We start from the raw sequence: 18,378 nt of genomic DNA on the forward strand, positions 1-18,378 counted from the left end.
CGAAGGACAATGACATGCCAGATTCACCACGGATCCTCATCGCGGGCGCCGGCGTCGGCGGGCTGGCGCTCGCGCAGGCGTTGCGTCACGGCGGCCTGGACGTCGCCGTGTACGAGCGGGACTCCACACCGAAGATCCGCAGCCAGGGCTACCGCATCCACATCGACACGGACGGTAACGCCGCGCTGCGCACCTGTCTGCCGGCGGACACCCTCGACCTGGTCCGCCGCACCAGCGGGGTCAACGACGACGTCGTGGCCGGCTACACCCACCAGCTGCGGCAGGTGATGACGCGGACCTTCCCGGGAATCACCGACGACCTGATCACCGCCGTGGACCGCAACACCTTCCGGCAGGGCCTGCTCTCCGGCCTGGGCGACACCGTCCACTTCGGGCGGACGCTGACCGGCTACCGGATCACCGATTCCGGGCGGGTACGCGTGGAGTTCGCCGAGGGCGGCGACGACGAGGGCGACCTGCTGGTCGGCGCGGACGGCGTCAGTTCGGCGGTACGCCGCCAGTTGCTCCCGGACGCCACCGTGAAAGACATCGGCCTCCGATGCGTCTACGGCCGGCTGACGCTCACCGAGGCCACCGAGGCGCTCATCCCGGAGGCCATCAGTCACGGTTTCTCCTGGGTCTCCGACGAGAGCGGGTGCGGCGCCGGGTTCGCGCCGGTGCGGTTCCGCTCCCGGCCGGAGGGCGCGTCGGATTACCTGATGGTCACCCTGCTCGCGAGTGAGGAGCGGCTCGGCACGCCGGACGAGGAGTTGTTCGAGCTCTCGCCGGAGGCCCTGTGGAAGCTCACCCTCAAGGCGACCGCCGACTGGCATCCGGCGCTCCGCGAGCTGTTCGCGTACGCCGACTCGGACAGGTTCTTCCCGATCACGATCCGGGCTGGTCAGCGGGTCGACGCGTGGGAGTCCGGCCCGGTCACCCTTCTCGGCGACGCCATCCACACCATGCCGCCGACCGGCGGCGTCGGCGCGAACACCGCACTGCGGGACGCCGCGACCCTGGCCGGCGAGCTGCTCTCCGCCGCACACGGCGACAAGTCACTCATCGACGCAGCCGCCGCGTACGAGCGCATCATGCTCCCGCGCGGTTTCGACACCATCGACGCCTCGCTCCGAATGGCCGCCCAGATGTTCGCCGCGTCCGGCTGACGCGCCGAAATTGTCCTTGCCCTCCGTCATGATGGCCCCGCTCGTGTCCATGTACGTGATCTCGAAGGAGCTGTCATGACGGCGCAGGAAACCGCAGGATGGTCAGATTTCAGCTGGAATTCCTGGAAGGACCTCGCCCTCGTGCAGGCCAGGCTCGACGCGGGCGCCGACCCGAACGAAGGAGACTACTTCTTCGAGCGGCCGCTGCACGCGGCGGCGGAGCGCGGTTCGCCGGAGGTGGTCGCCGAGCTGGCCGGCCGGGTCGATGACGTCGACGCGGAGTGCGAGGGCCGCACCGCGCTCTGGGTCGCCGTCTTCAACGACCAGCCCGAGAACGCCCTCGCCCTGGTCGCCGCCGGCGCGGACCCATGGCGGCCCATGATGGCCGGCTGGTCGCCCGGCCGGCTCAGCCTGGCGGGCCCCACGCCTGGCCTGTTCTTCCCGTTCCCGCCGGGTCATACCGGCCTGACCGAGGCCGAGACCGCCACCGCGACGGAGGCCGAACGCCTGATCGGCGCGCTGGGCGACATCGAGTGGGACGGTTTCAGCCTGGCGTGTGTGCACGGCATCAGCGCCGCCGAGGCGATACAGCGCTTAGCCGCCGTACCCGCCGACGAGGAAGAGCTGGAAGAGATCATGGAAGACCCGTCCGAGGAGGATGCCCTGCGGTTCATCGGCGTCACCGACGTGCCCGGCGGCTGCGTCGTCAGCCAGCAATGGGGCTACATGGCCTCGACTCCCGTCGTGATGCAGACGCTGTCGGCGGGCACGGTCGCCTACGGCATGTACGCCAACCCGAAGAGCGGCAACCAGGGCAGCGTCTACCGCGACGGCGAGGTCATGGAGTGGGACGGTCACCCGGGCGGGGGCGACGTGTCCGGCGATGACTCGGCCGAGGAGATCCTGCTCAAATACCTGTACGACGGCCACGCCGAGGCCTACTGCTTCGCCGGCGCGGGCCTGCGCCCGACCAGCGCCCGCGCGATCACCGATCCGGACGCGCACCTGCGGCTGCCCGAACGGGACTACTGGCACTGACCGAGCGCGGACCGTTGCGTTCGACGAGGGCGGTGCAGGTGTCCGCGTTGTAGCGCGGCGGATCAGGCGGTGTCGCCGCCGTCGGCGAGCAGCGTGCTGCCCGTCATGAAGGTCGACAGGTCCGACGCGCAGAACAGGACGACGCGCGCGATGTCATCAGGCACGCCGACCCGCCCGATCGGACCGTTCAGCATGAGGTCGGTCGGCGGGAGGTCGTGCTTCGACCCGACATAGGCGGCCAGGCCGGGGGCGCTGCCGCGGAAACCGGCGGTCGAGACGATGTTCACGATGACACCGCCCGTGCCCGCTGCCGCCATCCGCCGCGCCGCCTCACGCGCGCCGACGAAGACGCCGCGCGCGTTCACCGCGAACACCTTGTCCCACGTCTCCTCGGTCATCTCCAGCGGGGGGACAGCCGGGAAGATTCCGGCGTTGTTCACCTATATGGTGCTCTCCTTCGGGGGAAACGTGCGCGTGTAAGCCCTGAGCGGTCCAGAGGCTGGCGGGCCCGTCGGCCTCATCTCGTTGGACCTGAGCGGTCCAGAAGCCGACGGGCCCGTCGGCCTCATCTCCGTCCGCCCTCGTTGATGCGGTAGTGCGCGTTCAAGAGCGGCCAGATCACCTCGGCCATCTCGGCAGGGGTGCGGGCGCATCCGCCCTCAAGCCAGTCGACGGCCACACCGAGGAGCGCCCCGGCGGTGAACGCGGCCGTGACGTCATGCGGGACGAGCTCCGGCCGCTGCCCGGCGTCGGCCGCGACCAGGTGTTCACGGATGACCGTGGCCATGCGGTGGCGAATGTGGCCGACGACGCGCGCGCTGCCCTCCAGCCCCAGCAGCGCGCGATACAGCCCCGCGTGCTCGGCGAGACTGGCGAAGAACGCCGCCAGCGACCGAATCGCCTCCTGCACTAGGTCCGGCGAATCGAGCTCTGGAGCGGGCAAGGACTCGATCAAGCCGTCGATCATCGTGGTGCAGGCGTCCTCGGCCAGCTCGTGGACGTCCCGGTAGTGGTCGTAGAAGGCCGAGCGGCTCACGCCGGCGCCTTCGGCGACGTCGGAGACGCTGATCCGGGACAGGTCCTGCTCCTCGACCAGCTGGATCAGCGCGCGTGCCAGCGCTGTCCGGGTACGGCGCACGCGCCGGTCACCTGATGAGGCCTTGCTCTCTCTTGCGGTGTCCACAATCGCCATCCTATCGAACGCCTACAGGTGCAAGTTTCCTTGCAGCTGTAGGCTAATGTGTGACCGGGACGACGAAGGGATCTCGACTTATGTGCATAAGTGCAGCTCAGGCCCTCGCCCCGGGCAGCGCCTCGTGACCTCGCCCGGACACGTACTGATCGTCGGCGCCTCCGCCGCCGGGCTCAGCACCGCGGAGGCGCTGCGGCGGCTCGGCCACGAGGGCCGGCTGACCCTGGTGGACGCCGAGCCCCACCTCCCCTACGATCGGCCGCCGCTGTCGAAGCAGGTCCTGGCCGGCGCCTGGGAACCGGCCCGCGCCCAGCTCCGTAGCGCGGCCCAGCTCGACGCCCTGGCCGCCGAGTTCGTCCGGGGCGAGCCCGCCGTCGCGCTGGACGCGGCGGAGCGAGCGGTCACCACTGCCTCCGGCCGCGTATTGCGGGCCGACGCCGTGGTCGTGGCCACCGGTCTGACGCCGTACCGGCTGCCTGGCCAGGACGGGCTGACGGGCGTACACGTGCTGCGCGGCCTGGACGACGCGCTCGCCCTGCGCGCTCGCCTGACCCCCGGCACCCGGCTCGTGGTCGTCGGTGAGGGCGTACTGGGCGCCGAACTCGCCGCCACCGCCCGCGCCATGGGCCTGGAGGTCACCCTGGTCGGCATGGGTCAAACGCTGCTGCGCGAGCAGCTCGGCGATCTGGTCGGCGGCCTCCTCGCCCGTACCCACACCGAGCGCGGGGTCCGGCTGCGACTCGGCGTCGCGGTCGCCGAACTGACCGGCACCCACGACCAGCCCGGTGTCGCGGTCGACGGGCTGACCGGCGCAGGCGACCAACTTGGTGTTGCGGTCGACGGGCTGACCGGCAGTGGCCTCACCCTGGGCGACGGGGTGGAATGCGACGCGCGCTGCCGCGCCGCCGAGGGCGTGTACGCCGTCGGTGACGTGGCCTCCTTCGAGCACGCCGGGCTCGGCAGGCGCCTGCGGCTGGAGAACCGCACCAACGCCACCGAGCAGGCCCAGCTGGTGGCGGCCAACCTCCTCGGCGCCGACCGCCCGTACACGCCGATCCCGTACTTCTGGACCGACCAGTACGACATCAAGATCCAGGCCCACGGCCTGCCCTCACCGGCGGCCGAGGTCACCATCGCCGAGGGCGACCCGGAGCAGCACCGTTTCGCCGCCGTCTACCGCGAGGGCGGCCAAGCCATCGGCGTACTCGGCTGGAACATGCCCAAGCAGGCCCGCCTCCTACGGCAGCAGCTCTTGGGCACCTGGCAGCCCGCCCCACCACTCACACCCGCGTGAGAACCCACACGCCCGACCCCGCATGACCAGAAGACCACCATCCATCCATCCGTTCGTTCACGAGGAGATGCCCGATGAGCGTCAACGAGCAGGTTCTGAGCTATCCGATCCCCAACGGCGCTGCGCTGGACCCGCCCGCGGAGTGGGCCGAGCTACGCGGCAAGTGCCCGGTGGCGCACGTGAAGCTGCCCAGCGGCGACCAGGCGACGCTGCTGACCCGCTATGAGGACGTCAAGGAAGTGCTGGCCGACCCGCGCTTCACCCGGCTGCTGAACGCCCCCGACGCGGCCCGGCTGTCGGCCACGGACGACGGCGGGCTGTTCAACAGCGACATGGCGGCGATCATCCCCGACAGCGGGGAGGAGCACCTGCACTGGCGGCGCCTGGTCGGCAAGTGGTTCACCGCCAAGCGCATGAACGCCCTGCGGCCCCAGATGGCGCGGATCGCCGAGGGCCTGATCGACGACATGGTCGAGCACGGCGCCCCCGGCGACCTCAGGGCGGGCCTGGGCTTCCCGCTGCCGGTGTACGTCATCTGCGACATGCTCGGCGTGCCCGCCGAGGACCGGGACCGGTTCTCGTACTGGTCCGACACGCTGCTCAACCTCACCCGCTACAGCAAGGAGGAGATCGAGGCCGCCCAGGCCGAGTTCTTCCAGTACATGTCCGACCATCTCGCCGCCAAGCGCATCAAGCCGGGCGACGACCTGCTGAGCGAGCTGATCGCCGCCGGCGGCCCAGAAGACGGTGGGCTGGCCGAGATCCAGATCCTCGTCACCGGCATGGCGCTGCTGGTCGCTGGTCACGAGACCACCGCCAACATGATCGGCAAGATGGTCTCCATGCTGCTGGCCGACCGCACCCGATGGGAGCGCCTGCTGGCCGAGCCCTCGCTGATCCGCTCCACGGTGGAGGAGACGCTGCGCCTCGACGCCAACTCCGGCTTCGGCCTGCCGCGCTACCTCAAGGAGGAGACCGAGGTCAGCGGCACCGTACTGCCCAAGGGCACCACCGTGATCTGCAGCATGGCCGCCGCCAACCGGGACGAGAGCGCCTTCGAGGCCGCCGACCAGATGGACCTGACCCGCAGCCCCAACCCCCACCTGGCCTTCGGCTCCGGCGCGCACTCCTGCCTCGGTCAGGCGCTGGCCCGCACCGAGCTGCAGGTCGTACTGGAGGTGTTGCTGCGCAAGCTGCCCACGCTGGAGCTGGCGGTGCCGGTGGAGGAGCTGGAGCGCGTGGAAGGGCTGGCGGTCGGCGGCCTGCGTACGGTGCCGGTCCGCTGGTGATCTTGATCAACGAGAAGGGGAGTTCCAAGATGAAAGTCATCGTGGACGAGGACAAGTGCTGCGGCGCCGGGCAGTGCGTACTGATCGCGCCGGAGGTGTTCGACCAGCGCGACGAGGACGGCATCGTCATCCTGCTCGAACCCGAGCCCGCGGCCGACCAGCACAGCGCGGTCCGAGAGGCCGCCGCCGTCTGCCCCGGCGCCGCCATTGAGGTGACGGCGCAGGTGTGAGCACGAGGCGCTCCATACTCCCGTGATCGCGTGTCAGGAGATGAAGCGCCAGTGGTGCGGTCGGCCAGGGTGGAGGCCCGAAGCGTCGAGCGCCGGTTTGAACGCCGGTACGGTCACCCGAAGATCATCTGTTCGACCTGGTCGAGGGCCAGCCGTACCGCGCCCGGCGCCGCCGCTCTCCCGAGTGGCGGCGCTGAAAGTGCCGCACAATGGGAGTGATGTCAGCTCATCTCTTCGCGCGAAGCACCGCCTCTCTCCTTGGCTTGGCTCTCGGCGACGCCTTCGGCTCCCAATTCTTCGTTCCAGACAATCGGCACGCCCTCTCCTCCCGCCTCCTTCCGCCCGGCCCTTGGCAGTGGACGGATGACACCGAGATGGCCTGCTCCATCTATCGCGTTCTGGCCGACCACGGCACCATCGACCAGGACGAGCTCGCCACGAGTTTCGCCGCCCGCCACGACTTCGACCGCGGCTACGGCCCCGCGACGAACCGGATGCTCCGGCTGGTGCGTGAGGGCGGCGACTGGCGGACGCTCTCGGCGGAGCTGTTCGACGGCATGGGCTCGTGGGGCAACGGTGCCGCGATGCGCGTGGCTCCGCTCGGCGCCTGGCTCGCCGACGACCTGACCCACGTCGTACGACAGGCCGCCCTGTCGGCCCAGGTGACCCACACCCATCCCGAAGCGGTGGCCGGCGCCATAGCCGTCGCCGTGGCCACCGCCGTCACCGTAAAAGAGCCCGACTTGTCCGCCGGGCATTTCCTCGATCGGGTCAGCGAACACGTGCCCGCGAGCATGGTCCACGACGGCATCGCCGAGGCCAGGCAGCTCCTCACCATCAGCGATCCCACGCTGGCCGCCCGAATGCTCGGCAACGGCCGGCAGGTCAGCGCGCACGACACGGTCCCGTTCACCCTCTGGGTGGCGGCTCGCGAACGCCACGACTTCGCGACGGCCATGTGGACCACGGCGGCGGCCGGCGGGGATGTCGACACCACGTGCGCCATCGTCGGCGGGATCATCGCGGCCGCCGAGCACACTCAACTGCCGCCGCAGTGGAGAAGCAGCTGCGAACCGCTGCCGGACTGGTCAGGCGCCCCACGTGAGTCCGCGCGCTAGGCTGATTCCCGGACGACTCGGACGGAGGCGCGAACGCAGATGAGCGAGGCCGATCCGCACATCCACGTCGAGCAGAAGGTAATGCAGGCCGGTGCCGCCTACCGCAATGCGATCGTGTCGATGCTGGGCCGCGTGCCCGACGCACCGAGCGTCGTCACCACCGGTTGCGGACTCCAGGTGCCCTATGCGATGACCTCGCCGCGTCCGGAGAGCGTCACCTGCCTCACCTGCCGCGAACACGCTCATCAGGAGCACCTGCGCTACGCCGAGCAGGTGGAGCGCCTGAGCCGGATGCCCGGCGCACCCGTCTCGGGCGACGATGCGGCCAAGGCCGCGCAATGGGCGCGGGACGTCGCGCAGAGGTTCGCCGGCTGAAGCGGCCCCTGAGGGCGGTTGACCAAGCGGCCGGGCTCATACGGCGACGGGGAGATCCGTCCGCCGGTGCAGGGATTCGGCGGCGCTGATGAGCATGCTCGTCGCGTGGCTGAGCAAGGGGTTGGGGTCGGTGGCGCGGCACACGGTGAAGACCCGGCGGATGTGAGAGGTGTCGCCGAGCCGGAACACGCACACGTCGTGCGACTCGATCATCGCCAGCTCCGGCACGATCGCCACCCCCAGCCCTTTGCGTACGAGCTCGAAGGGCAGGTTGTAGTCGTTGGTCCGGAACAGCACGTCGGGGTCGAAGCCGCTGGCCGCGCAGATGTGCGACAGGTTGAGCGAGGCGTCCATCCCCTCGGTATAGGAGATCCAGCGTTCGGCCGACAGCTCGCCGAACTGGATGCGCTTGCGGGCGGCCAGCCGATGACCGGTCGGCACGAGCACGTAGAGCGGCTCCTCCATGATCAATGTCATGTTCAGGTCCTTCGGCCAGCTGTGCGGCACCATGCCGTACTCGAAGACCATGGCCAGGTCGAGCCGTCCCTCGTTCACGGCGGGGATGGTCCGGTGCGGATCGCCTTCCTCGTAGCGGATGTCCACGTTGGGGTGGTCGCGAAGGAACTCGGCCAGTACGGCGGGCGCCAGCCGGAACCCGGCGGACCAGAAGCTGCCGAGCCGCAGCCTGCCCCGGTGCGCGGCGGCGAAGGACCGCATCTCCTCCTCCGCAGCTTCAAGATCGGCCAGCAGCCTGGCGGCCTTGCGGGCCAGCTCGGCCCCCGCCGCTGTGGGCCGGATACTGCGCGGCAGGCGCTCGAACAGCTGGACCCCCAGGCTCCGCTCCAGCGAGGAGACCTGCTGCGAGATGGCCGACGGGGTGAACCCGAGGCGCTTGGCGGCAGTCCTGAGCGAACCGGTGGCGACCACTTCACGGATCGCCTGCAACTGGCCCGGGGTAAGCATCGGGCCAACTTAACAGTCCGGCGACTAGCATCACCAGACCGTGAGCCGACAAGAGGCGATGCGACCGACCACCTGGGCCGGCTGGCTGGTGGAGCCGGGTATAAGGATAAGCACGACTGAACAGCCTGTGCACCAATGCGAATGCTCGCTCACCTTGTCGTTTCCAAACGGACCCCCAATATTGGTGTTTACGGAACGTCACTACGCCCGAGAGGGGGTGTCCTGCTCCATGCGGTTCACCCAAGCAGCCGCCGCATTCGGCCTGGTGGGACTCCTGTCCCTGACAGCTTGTTCTGGAAGCGGCACGTCCCAGGCAGCCGCGCCAGCGCAGCAGAAGAATCAGGAGCTTCACGAGCTTCTGCCCGACAAGATCAAGAAGAGTGGCACGCTCAACGTCGCGGCGGGCCACAACTACCCGCCCCTGGTCTACCTCGACACCGACAACAAGACGGTCATCGGCCTCGAACCCGAGCTGATGAAGGCCATCGGCCAGGTGCTCGGCGTCGAGGTCACCTTCAACCAGGCCAGCTTCGACAGCCTCATCGCCGGCGTGCAGGCCCGCCGCTACGACCTGGCCGTCCAGGCGATGCTCGACAAGCCCGAACGCCGCGAGAAGGTCACCTTCGTCGACTACTTCAAGACCAGCAGCTCGCTCCTGGTCCAGGAGAAGGACGCTCAGGCGATCAAGTCCCTCGAAGATCTCTGCGGGAAGACGGCGGCCGTCGAGCAGGGCACCGCCCAGGCCGACGACGCCGAGCAGCAGAACACGAAGTGCACGGGAGCGGGCAAGCCGGCGGTCAAGGTGCTGGTGTTCCCCGACACGGCGGGCTGTCTGCAGGCCGTCTCCACCGGCCGGGCCAACGCCTTCATCGGCGGCACCCCCACCATCACCTACCAGGCCGCCCAGTCCAGTGGCCGGATGAAGCAGGTGGGGCAGCCTTACCGCTTCCTCCCCTACGGGATCCTCGTCAACAAAGAGGACCAGAACCTGACCAAGGCCGTACAGCAGGCACTGCAGAAGCTGATGGACAACGGCTCCTACGCCAAGATCCTCGCCAAGTGGGAGATGGCGTCGGGCGCCCTCGACAAAGCGGTGATCAACGGCGGCGAGTCGTGACCACGACCCGGCAGACGGCGGGCCCGGATTCGCGGACGCGGATCCAGGCCGTCCCGCTCCGTCATCCGGGGCGTTGGGTGGGCGCGGGCGTCCTCGGCTTCCTGGCGATCTTCCTGCTGCAGGGGTGGGTGGCCAACCCGCGCATGGAGTGGAAGGTCGTCGGGGAGTACCTCTTCTCCCCGGCGGTACTGACCGGGCTCGGCACCACACTGCTGCTCACGGTGCTCGCCATGGTCGTCGGCGTCGCGGGCGGCATCGTCCTCGCGGTGCTGCGCATGTCACCCAACCCCTTGTTGTCGGCGCTGAGCGGGTTCTACATCTGGATCTTCCGCGGTGTGCCACTGCTGGTGCAGCTGTTGTTCTGGTACTTCCTGTCCGCAGTGGTGCCGACGATCGGGCTCGGCGTGCCCTGGGGACCGACGTTCGTCGAGTTCGACACCAACATGATCATCACCCAGCTCACCGCCGCGGTGCTGGGCCTCGGCCTGCACGAGGCGGCCTACATGGGCGAGATCGTACGAGCGGGCATCACCTCCGTCGACTCCGGTCAGACGGAGGCGGCCCACGCCCTGGGGCTGACCCGCTTCCAGACCCTGCGCAAGATCATTCTTCCGCAGGCGATGCGGGTCATCATCCCGCCGACGGGCAACCAGGTGGTCTCCATGCTCAAGACCACCTCCCTCGTCTTCGCCATCGCCGTACCAGAGCTCCTGACCTCGATCCAGGGCATCTACTCCAGGAACTTCCAGCAGGTCGCCCTGCTCACGGTGGCGTGCTTCTGGTACCTCGTGGCCACGACCGTCCTGAACGCCGGGCAGCACTACATCGAACGGCGGTTCAGCCGATGAAGACCCTGGTCCGCGCGGAAGGCGTGTACAAGCGTTACGGAACGGTCGACGTGCTCAAAGGCATCGACCTGGAGGTCGCGGAGGGAGAGGTGCTGGCCGTGATCGGCCCCTCGGGGTCCGGCAAGTCCACCTTCCTGCGCTGCGTCAACCACCTCGAACGCATCGACGCCGGCCGCCTCTACTTCCGCGAGCGCCTGATCGGCTACGAGGAGCGTGAGGGCAAGGTCTACGAGCTGCCCGACAAGGCGATCGCCGCCCAGCGGGTGGACATCGGAATGGTCTTCCAGCGCTTCAACCTCTTCCCGCACATGACCGCGCTAGAGAACATCATGACGGCGCCGATCATGGTCAAGAAGGAGCCGAAGGCCGAGGTACGCGAGCGCGCCCACGCCCTGCTGACCAGGGTGGGACTGGCCGACAAGGCGCACAGCCGCCCCGACCAGCTGTCCGGCGGCCAGCAGCAGCGCGTCGCCATCGCCCGCGCCCTGGCGATGCGGCCCGGTCTCATGCTGTTCGACGAGCCGACCTCGGCCCTCGACCCCGAGCTTGTGGGCGAGGTCCTGGACGTCATGCGCGACCTGGTGAAAGAGGACGGCATGACGATGATCATCGTCACCCACGAGATGGGATTCGCCCGCGAGGTGTGCGACACCATCGTCTTCATGGACGACGGGGTCGTCGTCGAATCCGGGCCGCCCAGCGCCGTGCTCGGCGAGCCCCGGCACGAGCGCACCCGGGCATTCCTCAGCAAGGTCCTCTGACCTCGAAGACCTCGAAGACCTCGAAGAGACCCTGAAGCCCCCGAAGACTCCGAAGGAAAGATATCCACGTGTCCCGCGTCATCGTTCTCGGTGCCGGAGTGCTCGGTGCCTCCGTCGCCTACCATCTGGCCGTCGCAGGGGCCCAGGTCGTCGTCATCGAGGCCGGCGGCCCAGCCGCGGGGACCTCCAGCGCGACCTTCTCCATGGACGTCACCCATCTGAAGACCCCGCGCACCTACTACGACCTGAACCGCGCCAGCTCCGCCCTGCACACCACGCTGGCCGAGGAGCTCGGGGGCCCGTCGTGGCGGCACCCCATGCCCGCCATCCAGTGGGGTGACAGCGAGGAGAGCCGGCGCAGCCTCAGGGAGCGGGCCGTCCGCCTCAAGTCCTGGGGGCATGCCTGCCGCATCGCCGACCCGTCCGAGCTGCGCGAACTCGCCCCCGACGTCGACCCCGCGGCGTGCACGGCGAGTGAGCTCGTCGTGCACGACCAGAGCGCGTGGTACGACGCCCCGCTCTTCGTCCAACGCCTGCTCGATCGCGCCGCCACGCTCGGCGCCGACATCAGGTACGGTCTGCGGGCAGAGGCGCTGATCCGCAGCGGCGACACCGTCACCGGCGTCGAGACCGGCACGCGACGCTGGGAGGCCGACTGGGTGGTCAACTGCACCGGCCCGGACGCCGACCGCGTCGCGGCGCTCGCCGGCACCGACCTCCCCATGACCCGGATCCCCGGGCTGGTCGGAGAGAGCACTCCCATCCCCGGTCTCCGGCTCGGCGCGATCCTGGCCACGCCCCAGGTGGACCTGCGCCCCGCCCCCGGGGACCGGATCTGCTCCATCTCCTGGCCGGTCGACGCGCTGCTGCCCGGCCAGGGTGACGACGCCCTGGCGGAACGGCTGCACGCCAGCGGCCAGCGCATCCTTCCCGCGCTGCGCGGCGCCCGCCTGGCCGGGGTCCGTCTCGGCGTCCGGCCGGTGCCGACGGATGGTCTACCGCTGGCGGGCACCCACCCCGACGTCCCCGGTCTCTATCACCTGGTCACCCACAGCGGCGTCAACCTGGCGCCCGAGCTCGGCCGCCTCGTGGCTCAGGAGATCACCCACGGCGACGGCCCCGACCTGGCCCGATACCGCGTCACCCGTGACATCGCGGCTTCCGTGGAGGACGAAAGCCTGACCCTCATGACCACTTCCTGACCGCCAAGTCATCCGATGGATTGCCGCGTTCCATTGGTCATGGTGGCTTGACCGCGACCATTGCTGATGCAATCCTCCGATGTGTGCCTGAGCCTTTCACGCTGAGCCGCCGAGCATTGATCGGCGGCGTCGCCGCCGTACCGGCGCTCCCCCTGTCCCCCGCCAATGCGGAGACCCGAGCCCGCCAGGGCGACACGTCGGCGGCGCTGCTGGAGGAGTGGGCGGCGGCGGAAGGCGGGCACCCGCTGGTGCCCGACATCGCGCGGGCCGGCTACCGGCATGGGGCTCGGCCGCCGCGCCCCCGAGTGGTGGCGAAGGTGACCGACTTCGGCGCCCGCGCGGACGGGACGACCGACTGCGCCACCGCCTTCAACGCGGCCGTCCGCGCCGCCGGTGAACGGGGTGGCGGCGCGGTGCTGGTGCCGGGCGGGACCTACCTTCTCTCATCGCCGGTGTTCATGCACTGGTCGAACGTGGTCCTGCGCGGCGCCGGGCGCGACTCCACCATCCTGCGCTTCACCCGCACACTGGACGACGGCTACCGGCCGGCCAGGCAGTCCAACGGCAACAGCCGCTGGTCGTGGACCGGCGGCCAGGTCTGGTTCATCGCGGCCGAGCGGCGCGCCCGCTCCGAGTCCGAGGACTACGCGGGCACCGAGGGCTGGCTGCTCGGCGACACACTCGCCGAGGTCGGCGCGGCCTCGCGGGGCCAGCGGACCCTGCTGGTGTCCGACACGAGCAAGCTGCGCGCGGGCGACCTGGTCGTGCTCGAATGCGACAACCCGCCGGACGCGACATTGCTGAAGCACCTGGCGGGCGACATTCCGGGCACTCGGTCCTACGACTGGCCGAGCCGCGCGCCCCAGCTCGTCACCGGATCAGGCGGCCAGTACATCCAGTACGCGCTCCTGCAATGGCCGGTGCGGATCGAGGCCGTTCTGGGCACCCGCCTCGTCAGGCTGGCCCAGCCGATCAGGTACGACCTGCGCCCCGGCTGGCCCGCCCGGCTGCGCGCCCTCGGCCCCACCGTGCACGACAGCGGCGTCGAGGACCTGACGATCCGCAACGAGCTGGTCCCGATGACCGCCCACAACAAGCACCCCGGCTCGAACGGCGTGTGCTTCCAGGCCGTCCACGACTGCTGGGCCAGGGACGTACGCGTGGAGAACTGCGACCTCGGCTTCGGCTTCACCACCGCCAAGTCCAACACCCTGACCCGAGTCACGGTCGGCGGCCGTTCCGCGCACCACAGCTTCGCCTGCCGGATGCAGTCGCACGACAACCTCGTGGACGACTTCGAGATCGAGGCGTTCACCGCGCCCGTCCCGGCGGGGGCCGTCCACCACGGCCTCAACCTGGAGGGACTGTCATCCGGGAACGTCTGGCGGCGGGGCACGATGACGGAGGGCACGTTCGACTCGCATCGGGCGCTGCCGTTCGAGAACGCGCGGACCAACATCACCCTGGTCAACAACGGCCGGGTCGGCGGCTCCGCGGCCTCGGGCCCGCTGTTCGGGGCGCGGATCACGCACTGGAACATCCGCGTCACCGGCGGCAGCCCGTACGCGATCACGATCGCGGACGTCGCGCCGCGCAGCCTCACCGTCGGGGTGCAGGGCACCACGGGGACGGCCGGCGAGCTGGCTCCCGACTTCACCGGGGACCTGGAGAACCTGCTCGCCGACCACGGCACCCGCCCCCGGGTCACCGACCTGTACGCGGCCCAGCGCGACCGCCTCAACCTGGACTGAGAGCGGGCTTTTTACAAGGTCTCAGCAGGGGGTCTCGTTGAACACCGGGTACGACCCGCGTCTGCCCACCCACTCCTCATCCCCGACGCAGTTCTCGTACTTGACCCCCACCAGCGTGGTGCGGGTGGAGTCGCTGTAGTAGTACGTCTCGCAGTGATAGTCGATCATGCAGGCGCGGGCGTGCGCGGGCGAGCTGATGACGGTGAGGGCGCCGAGGGCGACCAGGACGGCCAGCGATGCGCGGCGAATCATGAAGATCCTTCCTGAGGTGCGGAAGCGCTACTGCCCTCGATGATCGTTCGTCGAAGTGAATAGATCAATAAGGTCAATCCCAGTACTCAAAGGGTCAAAACGACTGTCAGAGTGAGAGTGCCGTCTCGGCGCCTTGACGGGTACGACGAGATCGTTAACACTCCCACCGAGCACGCAATCACCAGGGCGCTCGCCGACTGGGCCCACTTCCCAGGGAGCAACTCAACCGCATGTGGAGCATCTACATCGCGGGCGAGTACAACGGCATCAACTACCACTGGTTGAATCTGGTGGTTTGCTCTCTCGGTCCCGTCTGGGTGAGGGGAGGCCGGTAGCGTGTGGCTGGTTGATGGCAGCCCAGCCCGCTATGCCGCGTGTGGCGATGTTGCGGGCTGCGATGTGGTCGGCGTGCCCAGCGAGGCCACACCTGGTGCAGACGAACCGGCCCCGCGCCGGCCGGTTCGCCCTGGATATACACCCGCAGTCCGGACACGCCTGCGAGGTGTAGGCGGGGTCGACCAGCACGGAGGCGACTCCGGCTCGTGCGGCCTTGTAGCGGGTGAAGGCGATCTGCTGGGCGAAGGCCCAGTTGTGCAGGGTGCGCCGCTGGAACCGATGAGCCCTTACCCGATCGCGGATGCCCTGAAGGTCTTCCAGGGCGATGCCGCGGCCGGTGCGTTCGGCTTCGCGCACCACGAACTTCGAGATTTGGTGGTTGAGGTCGGTCATCATCCGGTGTTCACGCCCGGACAGGCGGCGCAGCAGCCGCCGCGCCGCAGACGTGCCCTTCTTCTGCAGCCGGCGGCGTTGACGATGGCGCCGCTCCCGCAGGGTGCGGACGTGGCCGTTACCGCCGACCGGCCCCGGCAGGGCCGGGCCGGGCAGCACCACGCCATCGGAGGTGACCGCCAGGTTCGCCACCCCTTGATCCACCCCCACAAAGCCGTGAACCGGCTCACGCACCACCGGCTTCGGCAGGGTGAGCGCGACCTGCAGCAGCCACACACCGCGCCGGCAGATCAGGTCGGCCTCCCCGAGCGGCAGCGTGTCGATGGCTTTAAGGTCTTCCGGCCGGCCGGTGTAGGGGACGGTGACGCGGCCGGCGGGGGTCCACAACGACACGGTACGGGCGTCACGGTTGAAGCTCATCAGCCGGGCGTCGTAGGGCACGGCACCGTGCGGCCGGAAGATGTGCGCGCGTTTCTTGCTGGCGCGCCGGTTGGCGTAGGCGCCCGCGACCCGGGCGATCGCGCGCACGGCCGCTTGCGCGCCCAGCCCGGCCACCTGCCCACGCACCTCGTAATAGGCCAGCCGGTGCAACTCCACCACGGCGAAGACGCGATGCTGCCACGCCAGGCGGGACACTAGGGTGGCCGCCTGATTGCACAACAGCACCGCCGCGGCCAGCGCGTCGGCCTGGGCGGCCGGGGTGGGCGTGAGCCGCAGTTGCACGATCGTGGGCAGGCCGTTGCGTTTGGTGGCAGAGCGGCGGATCACCATCGCGCACCTCCTGTCACAGCGGCCTCACCCACCGCACACATTACCGAACGCGACCTAGCCTTTCGATACTGTTTTCGAAGGAGGGTGAAATTTCCTCTCGGCCCTGAAGGATGGGTCTCCATGCCACCGTGTTCCGGACGTGATCCCATCCCGGCAGGATCACCATCATGAGGAAGACGATCACCATTTGGGCGGCCTGCGCTGCCCTGCTGGCGGGCGCCGCTCCGGCGCGGGCGGTGACCAAGGACCCGGTCCAGGCGCTGAAGGCCGTTCTGGTACCCGGACACGGGGTGCACATCACCGAGACGACCACTCTTTTAGCTGGCACCCGCGAACAGGCGAAACGCCGGCGCGAGGGTGTCTTCGAGTTCAACGCCAAGGGCGAGGTCAAAGCCCTGGACGTCACCACCACCGGGGGTGAGGACGGGCGCGAACGCGTTATCGGCTTCAACCATGACATCGGCGGTACCGGCTACCGGTCCGGCGGCCTCATAGGGAAGTGGCTGGCGAAGGGCAAGACCTGGTGGAAGGATTCTCACCAGTTTCACCTCTGGCACACCGAGCTGCTCGGTGACGACGAGCAGCTCATCAACCCGGCCGAGCCGGCCACTCTAGCCGCCTTGCTGAAGCACGGGCAGCGGAGCAGCAACACCGTCACCGGCGTGATCCGCTTCAAGGAGCTCCGTAAGGTCTCCCTCTGGTTCGACCACTCAACCCACAGTTCTTGGGGCGAGAATACGAAGCTCTCCTACACTCTCACGCTGACCTCGGCGGGACTGATCGGCCGGGTGCGGAGCGCGTACACCCTGACCGAAGGCACGGACGAACTGGTGGGCAAGACCTTCCACGTCGACACCCGCTACAGCCGCTGGGGTGGCAAGGTGTCGATCAAGGCGCCGGACCGCCGCAAGACGACCACCGAGCTCTGCGTCAAGGGTTTCTGCAACTGGCGCCTCCCGGGCTGACGACGCCCTGTGCGGACATGGCCGGCCTAGGAGCAGGTGATGTTGGTCGGGCCGGGTGTGGACGGGCCGTTGGCCTGGAAGCCGAAGGTGGTCGACGCGCCCGGTGCCAGCGTCGTGGCCCAGCTCGGAGCCTTGATCGTCCAGGTGGTACCCGACGGCGTGATGGTGGAGTTCCAGGCGCTGGTCAGGGTCACGCCGGACGGCATGGTCCAGGTGACCGTCCAGTTGTTCCAGGTCGTGGTGCCCGTGTTCCGTACGGTGACGTTGGTCGTGAAGCCGCCCTGCCAGGCGTTGGGGACCTGGTAGTCCACGCCGCACGAGACACCGGTGCCGCCCGTGGGAGTGGGGGTGGGGGTCGGGGTGGAGGTCGAGCCGGTCGAGGTGGTGTAGCCGACCTTGGTGTACGGCGTGCCGCACGGGTTGCAGGTGGACGGAAGCGTGAAACTGTACACGCGCCCGCCGTTGATCAGCGTGTCCGTGACGTCGCGCACCCGGATCTGGTACTGGTTACCACCCGAGGTGGCCCCGCCGATGATGTACGACTGGCCCATGTCGCCGTTCATCTGGGCCGTCTGCCACGCCCCGTTGGCGAAGTACTCGACGCCATGAATGCCGTTGGCCAGGTGCGAGACGGAGATGGCGGGCCACCAGACCTGGGCGGACTGCAGGAAGCCGATGTTGATGTCGCCGCTGTAGTTGGGCGCGGGGACGAACGACCAGGTGACGTGCCGGTTGTTCCAATGGCTGGGATACATGTCGCCGATCGGGGCGCCGTTCTTCACGAACCGGTTGAGCGAGTCCTTGGACAGGTCCAGATGGTACGGATCGTCGCGGCACCAGGCGTTGGAGTCGCCGCAGCTGTCGGCGACCAGCATGGTCAGCTTCGCGCCCTTGTACGCGTCGGCGACCCAGGAGCCGTTGCGGCAGAACGCCTGGTTCTGCGCGCCGTCGTTGGTGCCTGTGCAGTAATCGCCGATCTCGACCTGCACGTAGCGGCCGCAGTTCAGGCCGTTGTTCCACAGCCCGGCCTTGCTGAGGTTGGCCCCGGTCAGCGGCCGGGGGTAGAAGGAGTAGTCGCCGGGCGTGTTGTAGACGTTGAGCGCGACGAAGTCCGGTGAGTCGATGTTCGCCTGGGGCAGGCCGCAGCCGCCGTACGGCATGCCGAGTCCGTCGAAGTAGGTGGCGTTGCCCGTCACCGGGCCGGGCGGGTCGCTGACCGCGCTGGCGGACTGTTCCGTCAGGGGCGCCAAGGCGCCCAGCGCGACCAGGAAGGCGGAGAGCAGAATGGCGAGCAACCGGCGACGGGGGTGACTCATC

At 69.1% G+C, this 18,378-nt stretch carries 19 protein-coding genes; 13 read left to right on the forward strand and 6 right to left on the reverse strand.

The annotated features are described in order from the left end of the window. Nucleotides 1-14 precede the first annotated feature (14 nt). Nucleotides 15-1,166, forward strand: a complete 1,152-nt coding sequence (locus ACIBO2_RS12350) for an FAD-dependent oxidoreductase (protein ID WP_397296880.1) — start codon at nucleotides 15-17, stop codon at nucleotides 1,164-1,166. A gap of 75 nt (nucleotides 1,167-1,241) precedes the next feature. Further along, entirely contained in the window at nucleotides 1,242-2,204 is a 963-nt protein-coding gene (locus ACIBO2_RS12355; RefSeq protein WP_397296883.1) for an ankyrin repeat domain-containing protein, read from the forward strand. A 62-nt stretch (nucleotides 2,205-2,266) separates the two neighbouring features. Here ACIBO2_RS12355 and ACIBO2_RS12360 read toward each other — a convergent pair whose 3' ends face one another. Both ACIBO2_RS12360 and ACIBO2_RS12365 read right to left on the reverse strand, forming a co-directional pair. Beyond that, nucleotides 2,267-2,644 (reverse strand): SDR family NAD(P)-dependent oxidoreductase, encoded by a 378-nt coding sequence (locus ACIBO2_RS12360; protein WP_397296886.1) that lies wholly within the window; start codon nucleotides 2,642-2,644, stop codon nucleotides 2,267-2,269. Between the two features lie 125 nt (nucleotides 2,645-2,769). Then, on the reverse strand, nucleotides 2,770-3,387 hold the full coding sequence (locus ACIBO2_RS12365) for a TetR/AcrR family transcriptional regulator (RefSeq protein WP_397296889.1): 618 nt from the start codon (nucleotides 3,385-3,387) through the stop codon (nucleotides 2,770-2,772). Between the two features lie 133 nt (nucleotides 3,388-3,520). Between ACIBO2_RS12365 and ACIBO2_RS12370 the strand changes: the two genes are divergently transcribed. From ACIBO2_RS12370 to ACIBO2_RS12390, 5 genes are all read left to right on the forward strand, one after another. Next, complete coding sequence (locus ACIBO2_RS12370; protein ID WP_397296892.1) at nucleotides 3,521-4,690, forward strand: NAD(P)/FAD-dependent oxidoreductase; 1,170 nt, start codon at nucleotides 3,521-3,523, stop codon at nucleotides 4,688-4,690. Nucleotides 4,691-4,764: 74 nt separating this feature from the next. Next, complete coding sequence (locus ACIBO2_RS12375; RefSeq protein ID WP_397296895.1) at nucleotides 4,765-5,979, forward strand: cytochrome P450; 1,215 nt, start codon at nucleotides 4,765-4,767, stop codon at nucleotides 5,977-5,979. Nucleotides 5,980-6,008: 29 nt separating this feature from the next. Beyond that, nucleotides 6,009-6,209, forward strand: a complete 201-nt coding sequence (locus tag ACIBO2_RS12380) for a ferredoxin (protein ID WP_358544694.1) — start codon at nucleotides 6,009-6,011, stop codon at nucleotides 6,207-6,209. A gap of 218 nt (nucleotides 6,210-6,427) precedes the next feature. Continuing rightward, nucleotides 6,428-7,327 carry an ADP-ribosylglycohydrolase family protein gene (locus ACIBO2_RS12385; protein WP_358544692.1) on the forward strand — a complete coding sequence of 300 codons (900 nt, stop codon included), beginning with the start codon at nucleotides 6,428-6,430 and terminating at the stop codon, nucleotides 7,325-7,327. 39 nt (nucleotides 7,328-7,366) lie between these two features. Next, on the forward strand, nucleotides 7,367-7,702 hold the full coding sequence (locus ACIBO2_RS12390) for a hypothetical protein (RefSeq protein WP_358544690.1): 336 nt from the start codon (nucleotides 7,367-7,369) through the stop codon (nucleotides 7,700-7,702). A gap of 36 nt (nucleotides 7,703-7,738) precedes the next feature. Here ACIBO2_RS12390 and ACIBO2_RS12395 read toward each other — a convergent pair whose 3' ends face one another. Beyond that, a complete protein-coding gene (locus ACIBO2_RS12395) occupies nucleotides 7,739-8,665 on the reverse strand; it encodes a LysR family transcriptional regulator (protein WP_358544688.1) in 927 nt (308 codons plus the stop codon). A gap of 229 nt (nucleotides 8,666-8,894) precedes the next feature. Here ACIBO2_RS12395 and ACIBO2_RS12400 point away from each other — a divergent pair, with 229 nt between their 5' ends. The 5 genes from ACIBO2_RS12400 (at nucleotide 8,895) to ACIBO2_RS12420 (ending at nucleotide 14,344) form a co-directional block, all read left to right on the forward strand. Beyond that, a complete protein-coding gene (locus ACIBO2_RS12400) occupies nucleotides 8,895-9,782 on the forward strand; it encodes an ABC transporter substrate-binding protein (protein ID WP_358544686.1) in 888 nt (295 codons plus the stop codon). Further along, the gene (locus tag ACIBO2_RS12405; RefSeq protein ID WP_358544684.1) at nucleotides 9,779-10,630 is read left to right on the forward strand and encodes an amino acid ABC transporter permease; all 852 of its coding nucleotides are present in this window, start codon (nucleotides 9,779-9,781) and stop codon (nucleotides 10,628-10,630) included. The genes ACIBO2_RS12400 and ACIBO2_RS12405 overlap by 4 nt, the downstream gene beginning before the upstream one ends. Then, nucleotides 10,627-11,391: an amino acid ABC transporter ATP-binding protein gene (locus ACIBO2_RS12410; protein ID WP_358544682.1), complete on the forward strand. Its 765-nt coding sequence runs from the start codon at nucleotides 10,627-10,629 to the stop codon at nucleotides 11,389-11,391. The genes ACIBO2_RS12405 and ACIBO2_RS12410 overlap by 4 nt, the downstream gene beginning before the upstream one ends. Nucleotides 11,392-11,459: 68 nt before the next feature. Continuing rightward, nucleotides 11,460-12,593, forward strand: a complete 1,134-nt coding sequence (locus ACIBO2_RS12415; RefSeq protein WP_358544680.1) for an FAD-binding oxidoreductase — start codon at nucleotides 11,460-11,462, stop codon at nucleotides 12,591-12,593. A gap of 83 nt (nucleotides 12,594-12,676) precedes the next feature. Further along, nucleotides 12,677-14,344, forward strand: coding sequence for a glycosyl hydrolase family 28-related protein (locus ACIBO2_RS12420; RefSeq protein ID WP_397296903.1), 1,668 nt, complete (start codon nucleotides 12,677-12,679; stop codon nucleotides 14,342-14,344). Nucleotides 14,345-14,365: 21 nt separating this feature from the next. Here ACIBO2_RS12420 and ACIBO2_RS12425 read toward each other — a convergent pair whose 3' ends face one another. Continuing rightward, the gene (locus tag ACIBO2_RS12425; protein WP_358544677.1) at nucleotides 14,366-14,596 is read right to left on the reverse strand and encodes a DUF6289 family protein; all 231 of its coding nucleotides are present in this window, start codon (nucleotides 14,594-14,596) and stop codon (nucleotides 14,366-14,368) included. 267 nt (nucleotides 14,597-14,863) lie between these two features. Beyond that, nucleotides 14,864-16,096 (reverse strand): RNA-guided endonuclease InsQ/TnpB family protein, encoded by a 1,233-nt coding sequence (locus ACIBO2_RS12430; protein WP_397296906.1) that lies wholly within the window; start codon nucleotides 16,094-16,096, stop codon nucleotides 14,864-14,866. Between the two features lie 167 nt (nucleotides 16,097-16,263). Here ACIBO2_RS12430 and ACIBO2_RS12435 point away from each other — a divergent pair, with 167 nt between their 5' ends. Then, nucleotides 16,264-17,061 carry a hypothetical protein gene (locus ACIBO2_RS12435; RefSeq protein ID WP_397296909.1) on the forward strand — a complete coding sequence of 266 codons (798 nt, stop codon included), beginning with the start codon at nucleotides 16,264-16,266 and terminating at the stop codon, nucleotides 17,059-17,061. A gap of 26 nt (nucleotides 17,062-17,087) precedes the next feature. Here the strand turns inward: ACIBO2_RS12435 and ACIBO2_RS12440 are convergent, their stop codons facing one another. Then, complete coding sequence (locus tag ACIBO2_RS12440; RefSeq protein ID WP_397296912.1) at nucleotides 17,088-18,377, reverse strand: cellulose binding domain-containing protein; 1,290 nt, start codon at nucleotides 18,375-18,377, stop codon at nucleotides 17,088-17,090. Nucleotide 18,378: the final 1 nt, after the last annotated feature.

Source organism: Nonomuraea sp. NPDC050022, assembly GCF_044460705.1.
Taxonomy (GTDB): Bacteria; Actinomycetota; Actinomycetes; order Streptosporangiales; family Streptosporangiaceae; genus Nonomuraea.